This is a genomic window from Brevundimonas sediminis, from assembly GCF_048799765.1.
Lineage (GTDB): Bacteria > Pseudomonadota > Alphaproteobacteria > Caulobacterales > Caulobacteraceae > Brevundimonas.
The window spans coordinates 64,653-80,089 of record NZ_JBLYQK010000005.1; the positions used below are offsets into that span (position 1 = coordinate 64,653).

At 70.3% G+C, this 15,437-nt stretch carries 16 protein-coding genes; 11 read left to right on the forward strand and 5 right to left on the reverse strand.

Annotated features, from left to right (window positions below):
- Window positions 1-2: 2 nt before the first annotated feature.
- The gene (locus ACLQ7T_RS04810) at window positions 3-470 is read right to left on the reverse strand and encodes a MarR family winged helix-turn-helix transcriptional regulator (RefSeq protein ID WP_420478389.1); all 468 of its coding nucleotides are present in this window, start codon (window positions 468-470) and stop codon (window positions 3-5) included.
- Window positions 471-714: 244 nt separating this feature from the next.
- On the opposite strand from ACLQ7T_RS04810, the gene ACLQ7T_RS04815 reads away from it, so the two are divergent.
- Window positions 715-2,220 (forward strand): methyl-accepting chemotaxis protein, encoded by a 1,506-nt coding sequence (locus ACLQ7T_RS04815; protein ID WP_420478390.1) that lies wholly within the window; start codon window positions 715-717, stop codon window positions 2,218-2,220.
- Window positions 2,220-2,678, forward strand: a complete 459-nt coding sequence (locus ACLQ7T_RS04820) for a chemotaxis protein CheW (protein WP_420478391.1) — start codon at window positions 2,220-2,222, stop codon at window positions 2,676-2,678. The genes ACLQ7T_RS04815 and ACLQ7T_RS04820 overlap by 1 nt, the downstream gene beginning before the upstream one ends.
- Here the strand turns inward: ACLQ7T_RS04820 and ACLQ7T_RS04825 are convergent, their stop codons facing one another.
- Window positions 2,679-3,554, reverse strand: coding sequence for an ATP-grasp domain-containing protein (locus ACLQ7T_RS04825; RefSeq protein WP_420478392.1), 876 nt, complete (start codon window positions 3,552-3,554; stop codon window positions 2,679-2,681).
- 166 nt (window positions 3,555-3,720) lie between these two features.
- Here ACLQ7T_RS04825 and ACLQ7T_RS04830 point away from each other — a divergent pair, with 166 nt between their 5' ends.
- On the forward strand, window positions 3,721-4,740 hold the full coding sequence (locus tag ACLQ7T_RS04830) for an adenosine kinase (protein ID WP_420478393.1): 1,020 nt from the start codon (window positions 3,721-3,723) through the stop codon (window positions 4,738-4,740).
- Window positions 4,741-4,880: 140 nt separating this feature from the next.
- Here the strand turns inward: ACLQ7T_RS04830 and ACLQ7T_RS04835 are convergent, their stop codons facing one another.
- The 3 genes from ACLQ7T_RS04835 to ACLQ7T_RS04845 form a co-directional block, all read right to left on the reverse strand.
- Complete coding sequence (locus tag ACLQ7T_RS04835) at window positions 4,881-5,453, reverse strand: Smr/MutS family protein (protein WP_420478394.1); 573 nt, start codon at window positions 5,451-5,453, stop codon at window positions 4,881-4,883.
- Window positions 5,450-5,698: a helix-turn-helix domain-containing protein gene (locus tag ACLQ7T_RS04840; protein WP_420470216.1), complete on the reverse strand. Its 249-nt coding sequence runs from the start codon at window positions 5,696-5,698 to the stop codon at window positions 5,450-5,452. Before ACLQ7T_RS04840 ends, ACLQ7T_RS04835 begins: the two co-directional genes overlap by 4 nt.
- A gap of 63 nt (window positions 5,699-5,761) precedes the next feature.
- A complete protein-coding gene (locus ACLQ7T_RS04845; RefSeq protein ID WP_420478395.1) occupies window positions 5,762-6,328 on the reverse strand; it encodes a DUF2975 domain-containing protein in 567 nt (188 codons plus the stop codon).
- A 455-nt stretch (window positions 6,329-6,783) separates the two neighbouring features.
- Between ACLQ7T_RS04845 and rdgB the strand changes: the two genes are divergently transcribed.
- The 8 genes from rdgB (at window position 6,784) to ACLQ7T_RS04885 (ending at window position 15,420) form a co-directional block, all read left to right on the forward strand.
- Window positions 6,784-7,383, forward strand: coding sequence for an RdgB/HAM1 family non-canonical purine NTP pyrophosphatase (gene rdgB / locus ACLQ7T_RS04850; RefSeq protein WP_420478396.1), 600 nt, complete (start codon window positions 6,784-6,786; stop codon window positions 7,381-7,383).
- A 154-nt stretch (window positions 7,384-7,537) separates the two neighbouring features.
- On the forward strand, window positions 7,538-8,692 hold the full coding sequence (gene hemW, locus ACLQ7T_RS04855) for a radical SAM family heme chaperone HemW (protein ID WP_420478397.1): 1,155 nt from the start codon (window positions 7,538-7,540) through the stop codon (window positions 8,690-8,692).
- Window positions 8,693-9,029: 337 nt separating this feature from the next.
- Window positions 9,030-9,902, forward strand: a complete 873-nt coding sequence (rsmI, locus tag ACLQ7T_RS04860; RefSeq protein WP_420478398.1) for a 16S rRNA (cytidine(1402)-2'-O)-methyltransferase — start codon at window positions 9,030-9,032, stop codon at window positions 9,900-9,902.
- Window positions 9,899-10,333: a YraN family protein gene (locus tag ACLQ7T_RS04865; protein ID WP_420478399.1), complete on the forward strand. Its 435-nt coding sequence runs from the start codon at window positions 9,899-9,901 to the stop codon at window positions 10,331-10,333. Before rsmI ends, ACLQ7T_RS04865 begins: the two co-directional genes overlap by 4 nt.
- Complete coding sequence (locus ACLQ7T_RS04870) at window positions 10,330-11,145, forward strand: SirB1 family protein (protein WP_420478400.1); 816 nt, start codon at window positions 10,330-10,332, stop codon at window positions 11,143-11,145. Before ACLQ7T_RS04865 ends, ACLQ7T_RS04870 begins: the two co-directional genes overlap by 4 nt.
- Before the next feature lie 95 nt (window positions 11,146-11,240).
- Window positions 11,241-12,185: a glutathione synthase gene (gshB, locus tag ACLQ7T_RS04875; RefSeq protein WP_420478402.1), complete on the forward strand. Its 945-nt coding sequence runs from the start codon at window positions 11,241-11,243 to the stop codon at window positions 12,183-12,185.
- A 62-nt stretch (window positions 12,186-12,247) separates the two neighbouring features.
- Window positions 12,248-13,846, forward strand: coding sequence for a YifB family Mg chelatase-like AAA ATPase (locus ACLQ7T_RS04880; protein ID WP_420478403.1), 1,599 nt, complete (start codon window positions 12,248-12,250; stop codon window positions 13,844-13,846).
- Window positions 13,847-13,890: 44 nt separating this feature from the next.
- Entirely contained in the window at window positions 13,891-15,420 is a 1,530-nt protein-coding gene (locus ACLQ7T_RS04885) for a response regulator (RefSeq protein WP_420478404.1), read from the forward strand.
- Window positions 15,421-15,437 lie beyond the last annotated feature (17 nt).

Consider the following 15,437-nt stretch of genomic DNA (forward strand, 5'->3'; position numbering starts at 1 on the left):
GATCAGGCGTCCGCCGTCTCGTCCCCGGCGCCGCCCTCTTCCGACCGCAGGCCCGGGTCGGTCATCAGCCGGGCCGCCAGGGTGTCCAGGACCTTCAGGGCCGTGACCAGTTCGTCGTCCGGAACCCCGTCGAAGACCCGGTTGCGCATCGCCGCCGCCAGACCGTCGAACGCGGCCAGCGCCGTCACTCCCTTCTCCTGCATCACCACCAGACGCGACCGGCCGTCCCCGATCAGGCGACGACGGCAGACCAGTCCCGCATCCTCAAGCCAGTCCACCAGACGGGTCACGCTGGCGCCGGTGATCTTCATCCGGTCGGCGATCTCGGTCAGCGTGAGCCCCCGCCGGGCGTCCGCCAGCACATAGAGCAGGCTCATGGGCGCGCCCGCATGCCCCGCGCCCCGATAGGCCTCGGCCGACCGTTGCTGCCAGCGCCGCGCAGCCTGCGAGACGCTGTTAACAACTTTCAATTGCAGGGAATATCTTGAGGTCGGCACGGCTCTCCTGGGGGGCGGGAAGCGTAACAATAGAGTGGAACGCCGCCGCCGTAGCACAGGTCGGATTCCGACGTTACCGGATGCCCGTGTTGGGAGAAAAATGCAGGTTTCGCCATAATATATAGCGCGCTAAGCAAACGGGCGCCTGCCGTAAAGCATTTGTTGTCACGGTCAGTGCAGTTCGCGTCTCCCAGTCCTTCACATATCGAGAACCGCCATGAAGACCCTTCTTCGCGGGCGTTCGGTCGACAACTCGGCCGAACTCTCGGAACTGCGCGCCATGCTGGCCGCCGTTCACAGATCGCAGGCCGTCATCGAATTCGAGCTCGACGGCACGGTCCGTACAGCCAACCCCAACTTCCTTGCCGTGGTCGGCTATGAGCTGGACGAAATCCGCGGGCGCCACCACAGCCTGTTCATGGATCCGGCCGAGGCCGCCGGCCCGGAATACAAGGCCTTCTGGCGGCGGCTGAACGCCGGGGAGTTCATCGCCGACAAATTCACCCGTTACGGCAAGGGCGGCGCCCGGGCCGTGATCGAGGCGTCCTACAACCCGATTCTCGACGCCTCCGGAAAGCCCTACAAGGTGGTCAAATTCGCCACCGACGTGACCGCCGCCGAGCTGGAGAGGGAACGTCGCGCCGAGGCGGACCGCCATGAAGCCGAGGTTCAGGCCCGCGTGGTCGAGGACACGGGCCGCGGCCTGGCCGCCGTGGCCGCCGGCGACCTGTCCTATCGCATCACCAGCGACTTCCCGGGCCGCTACGGCCCCCTGCGCGAGAATTTCAACGGCGCGATGACCGCCATGGACGAGGCGATGGGAGTCATCCGCAGCAACGCCGGCTCCATGCAGTCCGGCGCCGGCGAGATCAGCAGCGCGGCCGAGGAGCTCTCGCGCCGCACCGAACGTCAGGCCGCCTCGCTGGAGGAGACCGCCGCCGCCCTGGACGAAATCACGGCGACCGTGAAAAAGACCGCCGAGAACGCCCAGTCGGCCGACACCGTCGTCGGCCATGCCCGGGACCAGGCCCGCAACGGCGGCGACGTCGTCCAGCGCGCCGTCACGGCCATGGGCGAGATCGAACGGTCGTCGGACCAGATCGGCCAGATCATCGGCGTCATCGACGAGATCGCCTTCCAGACCAACCTGCTGGCCCTGAACGCCGGGGTCGAGGCGGCCCGCGCCGGCGAAGCGGGACGCGGCTTCGCGGTCGTCGCCTCCGAGGTGCGCGCCCTGGCCCAGCGGTCGGCGGACTCGGCCAAGGAGATCAAGACCCTCATCTCGGCCTCCGGCGCCCAGGTGAAGGACGGCGTGGTCCTGGTCCGCCAGTCCGGCGAGGCCCTGACCGGCATCGTCAGCCGCATCGGCGAGATCAGCGAACTGATGAGCGAGATCCGCGCCTCCACCCAGGAACAGGCCTCCGGCCTGGCCCAGGTCAACACCGCGGTGAACGATATGGACCAGGTCACCCAGCAGAACGCCGCCATGGTGGAGGAATCGACCGCCGCCAGCCTGAACCTCAACCGCGAATCCGCGACCCTGGCCGAACTGGTCGGACGCTTCCGGGTCAGCGAGGCCGGCCGCCGGCCCAGTCCCGTGCGCGCCGTCGAGGCCCGGATCGAGACCTATGCCGCCCCCTCCGCGCCTCCGGCTCGCCAGCGCATGGTCGCCGGGGGCGGGGCCCGCGCCGCCGTGGTCACGGACGGATGGGAGGAGTTCTGATGACGGCGGACCTCGCCAACGGCGCGACGCGGGAGCTGGTCGGCTTCCGCGTCGGCGACCAGGCCTTCTGCATCGACATTATTTCGGTGCTGGAGATCCGGGGCTGGACGCCGGTCACCCCCCTGCCCGAGGCGCCCTCGTGGATGACCGGCGTGGTCAATCTGCGCGGCACCGTCCTGCCGATCATCGACCTGGCGGCCCGGCTCGGCCTGCCGACCTCCGAGCCGTCGGCCCGGCACGCCATCATGGTGGCGCGCTGCGGCGGGCGCACCGTCGGCCTGCTGGTCGAGGCGGTGTCGGAGATCATGCAGATGAACGACGCCGTTCTTCAGCAAACCCCCGAGATGGGCCAGGGCGACGCCGCCGGCCTGATCGCCGGCATCTTCGCCGTCGACGGCGGCATGATCAGCCTGCTGGAGCTGGACAACCTGCTCCCGCCCCTGCGCGAAGCCGCCTGATCAGCGGTCCAGCAAGGCCCGGACGGCGTCGGCGAAATTCCGCCCGCCGTCCGGCGCCGATCCCAGATAGAAGTCCGGCTCGATCAGTTCGGCCTCCATCAGACGCCAGCCGCCGTCCGGCGCCCGCGCCATGTCGATCCGCGCATAGAGCAGGTCCTCCCCGATCGCCTCCAGCGTCGCCCCGGCGAGCGCCAGCGCCCCCTCCGGCGGCTCAGGCAGGGCCGTATACCGGCCGCCGAACTGCACCTGGATGCGGAAGTCGCCGTCCACCGGCCGCTTGTTGACCACGTGGCTCAGCCGGCCGCCGAAGAACAGCAGGCTGGTCTCCCCCTCGGTCTCGATCGACGGCAGATAGGGCTGGATCATCGCCGGTCCTTCGGGCGCACCGTCCAGGACCTCGCCCCGCGCCAGCCGCAGCGTCTTCCACGCCCCGCCCGAGACGCGCGGCTTGACCACCACCACCTCCGCGCCGAAGCGATCAAAGGCGGCGTCGACGTCAGCCTGGCTCACCCCGTCGACCCAGATCGTGTCCGGAACGGCCACGCCCCTGTCGGCCAGGCGGCCCAGATAGCGCTTGTCCGAGTTCCAGCCGATCACCGACGCCGGATTCTGCATCCGGACCCCCGCCGCCTCCCAGGTCCGGCAGGCCTGGATCCACCGTTGATGGTCGCGGTGATAGCCCCAGACGATCACCGGCAGGACCAGCGGATAATCGGTCAGGCGCGACGCGTCCGCGACATGGTCGGTCCACGGCGTCGGCTCGACGGTGATGTCCGCCGCCGCCAGCGCCGTCGACAGGCGTTCCAGCACGCCCGGCCACTGACCGGCGTAGGAGGGATCGGCGGGATCGGGGGTGAGGACGGCGATACGGGTCATGCACTGGTGATAGCCGGGCCGTCGAAAGGGGTGAAGAGTGCTGGTGCGTCGGGAGTGGTGAAGGCCTCAGCGGGGCTGTGAGCAGGCCTCAGCGCCGACAGGTGTCATGCGTCATCCACTCACGAGTCACTAGCACTCTTCACCCTCAACCGATATTGCCCCGCCCATGACCCAGACCGCTCCCCAATACGACGTCATCGCCGTCGGCAACGCCATCGTCGATGTCCTGGCCCCCTGCGAGCCCGCCTTCCTCGAGGCCCAGGGCCTGATCGCCGGTTCGATGCAGCTGGTCGACGCCGGCCAGAGCGCCGCCCTCTACGCCGCCATGGCTCCCGGCGTCGAAGCCTCGGGCGGTTCGGCGGGCAACACCGTCGCGGGCGTCGGCGGGTTCGGCGGCCGCGCGGCCTATATCGGCAAGGTGGCCGACGATCAGCTCGGCGGCGTCTTCGCCCACGACATCCGCGCCGTCGGCGTTCACTTCGACACCCCGGTCCTGACGGACGGCGCCGCCTCGGGCCACGCCACCGGCGTCTGCATGATCAACGTCACCCCGGACGGCCAGCGCACCATGTGCACCTTCCTGGGCGCCGCCAACCAGCTGACCGTCGCCGACATCGACGCCGACCTGATCGGCGCCTCGGCCATCGTCTATCTGGAAGGCTATCTGTTCGACCCGGCCCCGGCCCGCGCCGCCTTCGAGGCCGCCGCCGCCGCCGCCCACGCGGCCGGTCGCAAGGTCGCCATCACCCTGTCGGACAGCTTCGTCGTCCACCGCTGGCGCGCCGAGCTCCTGGCCTTCATCGAGGCCTCGGCCGACATCGTCCTGGCCAATGAGGCCGAACTGGCCGCCCTGTTCGAAACCGAAGACTTCGACGCCGCCGCCGCGCGTCTGGCGGAAAGGGTTGAGGTCGCCGCCGTCACCCGCGGCGCCGAAGGCTCGGTCGTCATCTCGGGCGACCAGCGCGTCGCGGTCGCCGCCTTCCCGGTCGACAAGGTCATCGACACCACCGGCGCCGGCGACCAGTACGCCGCCGGCCTGCTGCTGGGCCTGGCCCGCGGCCTGTCGCTGGAGGACGCCGGCAAGCTCGGCTCCCTGGCCGCCTCCGAAGTCATCGCCCACTGGGGCCCGCGCCCGATGGTGTCGCTGAAGACTCTGGCGGAAGAGGCGGGACTGGTTCTGGGCTGACGGGGGCTGGTTCGTGACTGGTGGTTGGTGATTGGTGGTTCGATGCGTCCTCGTTCAGAGGTCGTCCTGGAGCCGCTCGTTCAACGGCCATCCACCAACCACTAATCACCAATCACTTCCCGGCACGCCGCCGGCCGCCTCTAGCTCCGGCGAATGGTCACATACAGCGCCCCGTCCCCGCCGTGATGGCGGGCGGCGGGCGCAAACCCGGACACCACCGTCCGCAGTCCCGGCGCGGCCAGCCATTCGTGCACCGAGGCGCGGATGATGCCCGTGCCGCCGCGACGGCCCTGCCCGGTCACCACCAGCACCGAGCGATAGCCCCGCGCCTGCGCGCCGAGCAGGAAGGCCGTCAGGGCGTCCTGGGCCTGGAAGCGACCGTACCCGTGCAGATCGATCTTCGCCTCGATCGGATCGCGCTCGCGCGACAGGCGGCGCTTGCGGCGCGGCTCCAGCTCTTCCGGCGCGCCTCGACTGCGGGATGACGGCGGGGGCGAGGGCTCTGCGAAAACGGGGACGCCGGCCGGACGCGGCCGGGCGGGCTTCGGCGGGGTCCTGCCCGTCCCTCTGGGCGGGAGGACGGCGCTTGCGTCACCCTCGGCCACGCCCGGCGTGACGCGGAGCGCCTTCTTCGCGACCTTCTCCTTCACCGAGCTCGTGACGCGGGCCCAGATGCGGCGGTCGTCGGGACTGAGATCGTCCCCCCGGCTCATGAGGCGCCGTCGAGGTCCTCGTCCGGAGCCGTCTCCTGCGGACCGGGGGTCCAGGCGAGAAGGTCGCCGGGCTGGCAATTCAGCTCGCGGCACAGGGCGTCCAGGGTCGAAAACCGCACCGCCCGCGCCTTGCCGGTCTTCAGGATCGACAGATTGGCCAGGGTCACGCCCACGCGGTCGGCCAGCTCGGTCAGCGACATGCGCCGTTCGACGAGAATACGATCAAGCTGGACGCGAATGGCCATGGAAACTCTCTACCCGGCGCGCGCCGGGTCGAAAAGGCGGAGCCTTTTGGACGCGCGCCAACATTAAATGGTCAGCTCGGATTCACGGCGCAGGCGCGCGCCCTCGCGGAACACTTCCGCCAGGACGAAGACGACCAGAACCGAAAAGGCCGGGGTCACCAGATCGAACAGGCTCGGCGGCTCCAGTTCCCCGCGCACCAGCCGCGACACCAGATACTGGCCGGCCCAGGCGCCGCCGGTGACCACGGTCAGGGTCACGCCGATCTGCTTCAGGCGGCTCACATTGGCGGGCTGGAAGGGGTCGCCGATCTGCAGGGCGCGCACCATCGCGCGCAGGTGATGCAGGATCAGGGAGAAACCGCCCAGATAGGCGGTGATCGCGCCGACGGCGAACAGGATGTAGACGCGCGGGACCGGCACGCTGATTCCGCCGGAATCGGTGGCCACGGTCACGCCGTTGACGCCCAGCGGCACGAAAATCATGAAGATGAACAGGCAGACCGCCGCGGCGGTGGCCAGGGTCAGGGCCCAGAAGGCGACCCGAAGGACCGCGCCGAGCAGTCGGCTCATCCGGCCGGGGGCCAGACGCGGAAGGCGGATCCCGAGAGCAGACAGGTTCGGGATACGCATGACGGCGGCGCCTTTCAGGCCGGACGTCGGGGCGCGATCGCCGCGCGGGGTCCGGCGAACCCGCGCGCGGTCTTATTAATCGCGGTTGTCATGCGGATCGTCAAAGCTCCGTGACCGGTCAGGTCAGAAGAACTGGACGAGGGTCGCGATGAAGGCGGTCGGCATGGCGGCCAGGAGGAAGGTGTTCAGCACGCCGTGGCCGATCTTTTCGACGAAGTAGGAAGCGTTCATGGTGTTCATAGTCGTTCTCCGTTGATCTCTGAGCGAGGGATGTTTTCACCCCTCTTTCGTTATCCCGCTGCATCGATTTTGCCCTTGGGGCTCAAATCGGAGAACGTCGCGGCGTCCGTTCTTGAGATAATAGATAGGACGTGCACCGGTGGAAGTCATGTTACATATCGTTTAACGATATTAAACTTGTGCAATGAAACGTAACAGCGTCGCTTGAGGTCAAAATGCTGAAACTTGTCAAAGGGATGCGCATCGTCGCCGCGACCCACAACCCGGGCAAGGTTCCGGAGATCACGGCCCTTCTCGGCGGACATTACGAGGTGGTCACCGCCGGAAGCCTGAACATCCCCGAACCCGAGGAAACGGAGGGTAGCTTCGTCGGCAACGCCCTGCTGAAAGCCCGCCACGCGGCCGACCTGTCGGGCGAGGTGGCCCTGGCCGACGACTCCGGCCTGTCGGTCGCGGCCCTGGACGGCGCGCCGGGCATCTTTTCCGCTCGCTGGGCCGGTCCGGAGAAGGATTTCGCCTTCGCCATGCGGCGGGTGGAGGAACGCCTCGAGGAAATCCGGTCCGACGACCGGCGCGCCTGGTTCACCTCGGCGCTCGCGGTCGCCTGGCCGCACGGCCCCGCCGTGGTGGTCGAGGGCCAGGTCCACGGCCTGCTGACCTTCCCTCCGCGCGGCGATCGCGGCTTCGGCTATGACCCCATCTTCATCCCGGAGGGCCAGACGCAGACCTTCGGCCAGCTGGATCCGGCGGTGAAGGACTCGCTCAGCCACCGGGCGCGGGCGTTGGAAAAGCTGAAGGCGGCGCTGATGGACTGAGTGAAGAGTGAGCAGTGAGTCGTGAATGGCGATTGAGTGCGCGCTGGCGCTCGAGTCCGAAAGCGATCAAGACCCTCGGGCGTCAGCGCCGGCACGCTGCGTCTACTCACGACTCACCATTCACTTTTCACCCCAACCACCCGTCACCCCCTTCATGCCCCCCCACCCCGGCAGCGACGTCGCGCTCTACATCCACTGGCCCTACTGCGCCCGGATCTGCCCCTATTGCGACTTCAACGTCGTGCGCGACCGGGGCCGGACGGAGGAGCAGGCCCGGCTGGTCGACGCCATCCTCGCCGATCTCGCGGCGCAGGCGGCCCTGACCGACCCGCGGCGGCTCGCCTCGATCTTCTTCGGCGGCGGCACCCCTTCGCTGATGGACCCCGCCGCCGTCGCCCGGGTGGTTGAGCGGGCGCAGGCCCTGTTCGCCCCGCGCGGCCCCATCGAGATCACGCTGGAGGCCAATCCCACCGACGCCGAGGCCGACCGCTTCACAGCCTTGGCCGCCGCCGGGATCAACCGCCTGTCCATGGGGGTGCAGGCGCTGGACGACGCCGCGCTGAAGGCGCTCGGCCGCAACCATTCCGCCGACGAGGCGCGTCGCGCCGTGGCCGTAGCCGCCCGCGCCTTCCCCCGCCTGTCCATCGACCTGATCTACGCCCGCCCGGGCCAGACCGTCGCCGACTGGCGCGCCGAGCTGTCCGAGGCGCTGGGCCTCGGCTTCGAGCACGTCTCGCCCTACCAGCTGACCATCGAACCCACGACCGCCTTCGGCCGCGCCTTCGCGCGCGGCACGCTGGTTCCGCCCGACGAGGACCTGGCCGCCGAACTCTACGAGACCACCCAGACTGTGCTCGAGGGAGCGGGCTTCGACGCCTATGAGGTCTCCAACCACGCGCGAGGCGTCGCGGCCCGCTCCAGCCACAACCTGCATGTCTGGCGCGGCGGCGACTACATCGGCGTCGGCCCCGGCGCCCACGGCCGCCTGACCCTGGAAGGGGTCCGCACCGCCACCGTCGCGCACCGGGGCATCGCCGACTACATCACCGGCGTCGCCTCCGACACCCCATGGATCGAGCGCGAGGGCCAGTCCCCGCTCGAGGCCGCCGAGGAACGCCTCCTGCTCGGCCTGCGCACGGTCGAGGGCGTCTCTCTCGCCGATCTCGCCGCACTCGACTTCTCGCCCGACCGGGGCCGTCTCGCCGACCTGCTGGCCGACGGCTTCCTCGGCCTTCAGGACGACCGCATCGCCGCCACCGCTGCGGGCCGCCCCCTGCTCGACGCGGTGCTGAAGGCCCTGCTGACCTGAGACTCCCGACACCGTCCAACCCTGCCAATCCGTGGCGCCGGACCCTGTCTTCCCTGACCTTCCCTTCTCCCCTCGGGGGAGAAGGTGGCCCGGAGGGCCGGATGAGGGGGATTTCCGAATGCGAGCCGGGACGAAGGGCGGAAGCTGTGACAGTCCCCCTCATCCGAGCGGCTCCGCCGCCCACCTTCTCCCCCGAGGGGAGAAGGAAGCGGACCCGTCCATTCCTGACGCACCCCCGCGCTACGCTGCCTCCTCAGCAGGACAGGGAGTCTCGACATGGCAGGGTTTCGGCATTTTTCCCCTGACAGGGCCGACCCTGTCAGGCACGGTCCCGCTGATGCCTGATCCGTCCCTCTTCCCCCCGACCGCCCCGCCCGCCCGCACCGTTGCGCCGGGCCTCTATCTGGTGGCGACGCCGATCGGGAATTTGCGCGACATGACCCTGCGCGCGCTCGACGTGCTGGCCGCCGCCGATCTGGTGCTGGCCGAGGACACCCGGGTGACCGCCAGGCTGCTGTCGGCCTATGGGCTGAAGGCGAAGCTGGAGCGCTGCGACGACCACGCCTCGGCCCGGGCCGCCGAACAGGCCGTCGAACTGCTCAAGGACGGCGCCGTCGTCGCCCTGGTGTCCGACGCGGGCACGCCGATGATCTCGGACCCGGGCTTCGTCGTCGCCCGCGCCGTGCTGGCCGAGGGCCTGCCGGTGCATCCCATCCCCGGCGCCTCCAGCCTGCTGGCCGCCCTGTGCATCGCCGGCCTGCCCGCCGACCGGGTCACCTTCGCCGGCTTCCTGCCGGCCAGGTCCGGCGCCCGCCGCACCGCGCTGGAAGAGCTGCGCACCGCCCGCCAGACGCTCGTCTTCTTTGAGAGCGGCCCCCGCCTGGCCGACAGCCTCGCCGACATGGCCGCCGTCCTCGGCCCCCGCCCCGCCGCGGTGGCCCGCGAACTGACCAAGCTCTACGAGGAGTGCGTGCGCGGCGCGCTGCCGGAGCTGGCCGTCGATCCCCGCTGCCAGTCGCCCAAGGGCGAGATCGTCATCGTCGTCGGCCCCGGCGAGACGGAAGTCGCCTCCGAGGCCGACGCGGACGCCGCCCTGACCGAAGCCCTGACCCGCCTGCCGCCCGGCGAGGCGGCGGCGGAGGTGTCGAGGGCGCTGAACCTGCCCCGCAAGCCGCTCTACAAGCGGGCGCTGGAGCTGCAGGGCCGGTGACCCGGAAACGACCCTCGGACCGCCTCCAGGCGCCGAAGGTCGCGAAGACGCCGTCGCGCGGCTGGCGCGTTCGCCTCGGCAAGACGGCCCACCGGGCCGGACATCGTTCCGAATGGCTGGCCGCCGCCCTGTTGATGCTCAAGGGCTACCAGATCCTCGGCTTCCGTCTGAAGACCCGGGCGGGCGAGATCGACATCCTCGCCCGCCGCGGCCGCACCCTCGCCGTGGTCGAGGTCAAGCGCCGGGCGACACTGGATCAGGCCCTCGCCGCCCTGGGGGCGGAACAGTACGAACGGCTGCTCTCGGCCGGCCGGGCGGTGTTGCGTCAAAGACCCAGCTTGGCCGGACATCTGCTCCGGATCGATACCGTGGCGCTGGCTCCCGGGCGCTTTCCGCGCCATCGTCCGGGTGTGAACCGGGGGCGGGGATGACACGCGAAGACGCCGAGTTCTGTCTGCAGGCGGCCGGTCAGGCCGATGATGACGCCTTCCCGCTGCTGGAGGCGGCCATCGCCTGCGCCATCCACGACTACCCCTTCCGCGATCCGGAACCGGTCCGCCTGCTGGCCGCAGCCGCCGCCGAACGCCTGGCCGAGCGGATGGCCGGCGAGAGCCCCGACGACGCCCTGGCCGAGACCATGGCCGGGGATCTGCGGCTCAATGGCGACCTCATCCATTTCGACCACGTCGGCAACACCGACATCATCGACGTCACAGAGCGTCGGCGCGGCCTGTCCGCGGCCCTGGCCATCCTCTATCTCGACGCCGCCCGCCGGACCGGGGTGAAGGCCCAGGGCGTCGACTTCCCCGGCCACTTCCTGCTCAGGGTGGAAACCGCCGAAGGACCGGTGGCGCTGGACCCGTTCAGCCAGGGGCGGCTGGTCCTGCCGTCCGAGCTGACCCGCCGGGCCCTGCGCGCCGGGCTGACGCCGCACGTGGCCGACCGGCTGGACGTGCTGATGGCCCCGGTCAGCGACCGCCAGGCCCTGATCCGGCTGCAGAACCTGCTCTTCATCCGGGCCATCAAGGCCCGGGACTATGAAAGCGCCGAGCGCTCGGCCCTGCGCCGCGCCCTGCTCGACCCCGAGGACCATCGCCCCTGGCTCGACGTCGCCGCCGCCCGCGAGAAGCAGGGCGCCCTTGCCGGCGCGCTGGAGGCCCTGTCCCGCGCCCGCAGCCTGGACGATCCGGGCGAGGTCCGCCGCCGGATGTCGGTCGATCGGGTCCGACTGCAGCTGAACTGACCGGGGCGCGTCCGGTGGGAGCGGCGCCGGGAAAGGGTTGCGCTCCCGCCCCCGGCCACCCATTAGCCAAGCTGCTTCAAACGGAAGGACAGCCGATGCTGAAGGTCGCGATCCAGATGGACCCCATTGAAGGGGTCAATATCGAGTCCGACACCACCTGGCTGCAGGCCATGGAGGCCCAGAACCGGGGCTATCCGATCTGGGTCTATGACTTCCGCACCCTCGCCCTCGAGGACGGCGTCCTCTTCTGCCGCGCCCGCCCGGTGACGCTGCAACAGGTCGTCGGCGACCATGTGGCCTTCGGTGAGGAAGTGAAGCTGGACCTGTCCAGGGACGTGGACGTCATCCTGATGCGTCAGGACCCGCCCTTCGACATGGCCTATGTCACCGCCACCTATCTGCTGGAGACGGTGCATCCGAAGACCCTGGTCGTGAACGATCCGGCCGAGGTGCGCTCGGCGCCCGAGAAGCTGCTGGTGACGCACTTCCCCGGCCTGACGCCGCCGACCCTGATCAGCTCCGACCCGGTCGCCCTGAACGACTTCCACCGCCGCCACGGCGAGGTGGTGCTCAAGCCCCTGCACGGCGCGGCGGGCTCGGGCGTGGTTCGGCTGAAGGCCGACGACCCCAACCTGGACGCCCTGGTCGAAATCCACGCCATGGGCTCACGCGATCCGCTGGTGATCCAGAAATTCATCCCGGCGGTCTCGAAGGGCGACAAGCGCATCATCTTGATCGACGGCGAGCCGGTCGGCGCCATCAACCGCGTTCCGGCCAAGGATCAGGTCCGCTCCAACCTGCGCGTCGGCGGCACGGCCCAGCCGGTCGAGCTGACCGAGCGGGACCTTGAAATCTGCAAGGCCATCGGCCCGACGCTGAAGGAACGGGGTCTGATCTTCGTCGGCATCGACGTGATCGGCGACTATCTGACCGAGATCAATGTCACCTCCCCCACCGGCGCCCAGCAGTTGCTCGCCTTTACCGGCGTCAACGCCGCCGCCCTGATGTGGGACGCCATCGAGGCGAAGCGCGCCGGATAACAGCGCTCTTGTAAAAGCTGTCCGTTCGTGTTTCGTTCTTTCCCTGATAGCGGGAGGATCGGATGCACGCCAGCGTCGTCACCGTCGCGTTTGAAGGCGTCGACGCCCGGCGGGTGGACGTCGAGGTCCAGCAGCTGTCGGCCGACCAGCCGTCCTTCACCATCGTGGGCCTGGCCGACAAGGCCGTCGCGGAAAGCCGCGAGCGCGTAAGGGGCGCCTTCGCCGGCATCGGCCTGGCCCTGCCGTCCAAGCGGATCATCGCCAACCTGGCCCCGGCGGACCTGCGCAAGGAGGGCAACCATTTCGACCTGCCCGTCGCCCTGGCCCTGCTGGCCTCGATGGGGGTCATTCCGCCGGACGCGCTGAGCGGCTGGGCGGCGGTGGGCGAGCTGGGGCTGGACGGACGCATCGCGCCCGTCGGCGGAACCCTGCCCGCGGCGGTCGCCGCCGACTCGCTGGGGCTGGGCCTGATCTGCCCCGAGGCCAATGGACCCGAAGCCGCTTGGGCCGGCGACGTCGCCGTGCTGGCGCCCCGCTCCCTGATCGCGCTGGTGAACCATTTCAAGGGAACCCAGGTCCTGCGTCGACCCGAGCCCGGCGCGATGCGCGACGGCGAGCGCGTCCCCGACCTGCGCGAGGTCAAGGGACAGGAAGGCGCCAAGCGGGCGCTGGAGATCGCCGCGGCGGGCGGCCACAACCTGCTCTTCGTCGGTCCACCGGGATCCGGAAAGTCGATGATGGCGGCGCGCCTGCCGGGCCTGCTCCCGCCCCTGACGCCACGGGAGCTGCTGGAGACCTCCATGGTCTGGTCGGTGGCCGGTCTGATCGAACGCGGCGCCCTGACGCGCGACCGCCCCTTCCGCGCGCCGCACCACTCCGCCTCGATGGCCGCCCTGACCGGCGGCGGCCTGCGCGCCAAACCGGGCGAGGCCTCCCTCGCCCACAACGGCGTCCTCTTCCTGGACGAACTGCCGGAATACAGCGCCCAGGCGCTCGACTCCCTCCGGCAGCCGCTGGAAACCGGCGAGATCATCGTCGCCCGCGCCAACGCCCACGTCCGTTACCCGGCGCGGTTCCAGCTGGTCGCCGCGATGAACCCCTGCCGATGCGGCCTCGGTGGCGGCGGCAAGGGCGCCTGCGGCAAGGCTCCGAAATGCCAGCGCGACTACCGCAACCGCATCTCCGGCCCGATGTTCGACCGCATCGACCTGACGGTGGAGGCCCCGCCGGTCACCGCCGCCGACATGGCCCTGCCTCCGCCGGCCGAGGGCACGGCCGAGGCCGCCGCCCGGGTCCTGACGGCTCGCGAGATGCAGAATGACCGGCTGCGCGCCGCCGGGATCGAGCCGGAGACCGCGCAGGACCAGGCCGTCAACGCCCGCGTCTCCGGGGAATTTCTGGACCGCTTCGCCACACCGGACGCGCCGGGCAAAGCCCTGCTGATGAAGGCGGGCGAGATGGGCGGCCTCACCGCCCGGGGCTGGACCCGCACCCTGCGCCTGGCCCGCACCATCGCCGATCTGGACGGCTGCGACGGGGTCCTGCGCCGTCACATCGCCGAGGCCCTGATCTATCGCCGCTCCACCGCCGAGGCGAACGACGCCTTCGAGGGCCGGACGGACTCCTCAGCGCCTCACGGGACCGTCACGCCCGCGTGGTGATCTCTTAACGTCTTGAGTCCACGGTGTGATCGAGGAGATCCGACATGCCCCGGCGACGGAAAGACCAGCCAGCCCCCGACAGGACCCCGACCGGGTCCGCCGAGCAGCAGTTCCTTCGCCTGATGAGTCATGAGATGCGGACGCCCCTGAACGGGGTGATCGGCATGCTGGGCCTCCTGTCCCGCACGAAGCTGGACGGCGCCCAGCGCGCCTATGCCGAGGCGGCGCGGTCGTCGGCGGAACACCTTCTGGGTCTGGTCAACGACCTGCTGGATTATGCGCGACTGGAAGCCGGCAAGCTGGAGTTCGACGCGGCTCCGGTCGATCTGGAGGCGCTGGTGCGCGGCGTGGCCGAGCTGCTCAGCCCGCGGGCGCATGAACGGAATCTGGAGATCGCCTGGTCGGTCGCGGCCGATGCCCCCGACATCCTGGCTGACGAGGGCCGCCTGCGACAGGTGCTGTTCAATCTCGCGGGCAACGCCGTGAAGTTCACGGCTGAAGGCGGCGTGCGGATTGCGGTCGAACGGGCGGGCGGGACCGACAGGACGCCGCGCCTCGCCTTTGTCATCGACGACACCGGACCGGGCGTGCCGGTCGAGGCGCGCGAGCGCATCTTCGAGGAGTTCGGTCACGTCGACTCGACGGACGCCGGCCGCTTCGGCGGCGCCGGTCTGGGTCTGGCCGTCGTGCGCAAACTGGCCGCCGCCATGGACGGAACCGTCAGCGTCACCGACCGCCCCGACGGCCCGGGCGCCCGCTTCCGGTTCGAGGCCCCGTTCGAGGCGGTCGAGGACGCGGCCCGGGCGCAGCCGCTGGCGGGACAGGTCGTCGCCGTTTTGACACCCGACCCGCTGGTCCGGCAGGCAGCCGAGGCCCAGATCATCGCCTCCGGCGGCGCGGTATCGGCGAAGGGCGACGTCGTCCTGGTCGACCATGCCGGTCGACAGAGCCCCCACGGCCTGGCGCCCCGGCCGGCCGACAGCCGGGCGGTGGTGCTGCTGAGACCCTCCGAGCGTGACCTCATCGCCCGCTATCGCTCGGCCGGCTTCCACGGCTACCTGATCAAGCCCCTGCGCCGCGCCTCCCTCGCCGAAAGGGTCCTGGCCGCCGCCGGCGCCCGGACAGCCGAACGCGCCGGCCTGCGCGCCGCCCCGGCTGATGACGATCGCGTCCTGCCCGGCCGCTTCGCCGGCACCCGGGTGCTTCTGGTCGAGGACAATCCGGTCGGCGCCCTGCTGGCCGCCACCCTTCTCAAGCGGGAGGGCTGCGCGGTGGAGACCGCCGCCAGCGGCGACGAGGCGCTCGCCGCCCTGAAACGCGCCCGCTACGACCTGGTCTTCATGGACATGCGGATGCCGGGCATGGACGGCCCCACCGCCGCCCGTCAGCTGCGCGCCCGCGGCGACCGGACGCCCATCGTGGCCCTGACCGCCAACGCCTTCGCCGAGGACCGCAAGGCCTGTCTCGAAGCCGGGATGGACGACCATCTGGTCAAGCCGCTGGAGCTGGAAGCCATGCGGGCCGCCCTGTCCCGCTGGACGAACCGCGAAGTCCGCGCCAAGGTCGCCGTCTGATTTGAGGCGCCCCGTTC

What these genes read in the sequence shown, in the direction of transcription:
- ACLQ7T_RS04815 (WP_420478390.1), top strand. Translation starts at nt 715, where the DNA reads ATGAAGACCCTTCTTCGCGGGCGTTCGGTCGACAACTCGGCCGAACTC.
- ACLQ7T_RS04820 (WP_420478391.1), top strand. Translation starts at nt 2,220, where the DNA reads ATGACGGCGGACCTCGCCAACGGCGCGACGCGGGAGCTGGTCGGCTTC.
- ACLQ7T_RS04825 (WP_420478392.1), bottom strand. Translation starts at nt 3,554, where the DNA reads ATGACCCGTATCGCCGTCCTCACCCCCGATCCCGCCGATCCCTCCTAC.
- ACLQ7T_RS04830 (WP_420478393.1), top strand. Translation starts at nt 3,721, where the DNA reads ATGACCCAGACCGCTCCCCAATACGACGTCATCGCCGTCGGCAACGCC.
- ACLQ7T_RS04835 (WP_420478394.1), bottom strand. Translation starts at nt 5,453, where the DNA reads ATGAGCCGGGGGGACGATCTCAGTCCCGACGACCGCCGCATCTGGGCC.
- ACLQ7T_RS04840 (WP_420470216.1), bottom strand. Translation starts at nt 5,698, where the DNA reads ATGGCCATTCGCGTCCAGCTTGATCGTATTCTCGTCGAACGGCGCATG.
- ACLQ7T_RS04845 (WP_420478395.1), bottom strand. Translation starts at nt 6,328, where the DNA reads ATGCGTATCCCGAACCTGTCTGCTCTCGGGATCCGCCTTCCGCGTCTG.
- rdgB (WP_420478396.1), top strand. Translation starts at nt 6,784, where the DNA reads ATGCTGAAACTTGTCAAAGGGATGCGCATCGTCGCCGCGACCCACAAC.
- hemW (WP_420478397.1), top strand. Translation starts at nt 7,538, where the DNA reads ATGCCCCCCCACCCCGGCAGCGACGTCGCGCTCTACATCCACTGGCCC.
- rsmI (WP_420478398.1), top strand. Translation starts at nt 9,030, where the DNA reads ATGCCTGATCCGTCCCTCTTCCCCCCGACCGCCCCGCCCGCCCGCACC.
- ACLQ7T_RS04870 (WP_420478400.1), top strand. Translation starts at nt 10,330, where the DNA reads ATGACACGCGAAGACGCCGAGTTCTGTCTGCAGGCGGCCGGTCAGGCC.
- gshB (WP_420478402.1), top strand. Translation starts at nt 11,241, where the DNA reads ATGCTGAAGGTCGCGATCCAGATGGACCCCATTGAAGGGGTCAATATC.
- ACLQ7T_RS04880 (WP_420478403.1), top strand. Translation starts at nt 12,248, where the DNA reads ATGCACGCCAGCGTCGTCACCGTCGCGTTTGAAGGCGTCGACGCCCGG.
- ACLQ7T_RS04885 (WP_420478404.1), top strand. Translation starts at nt 13,891, where the DNA reads ATGCCCCGGCGACGGAAAGACCAGCCAGCCCCCGACAGGACCCCGACC.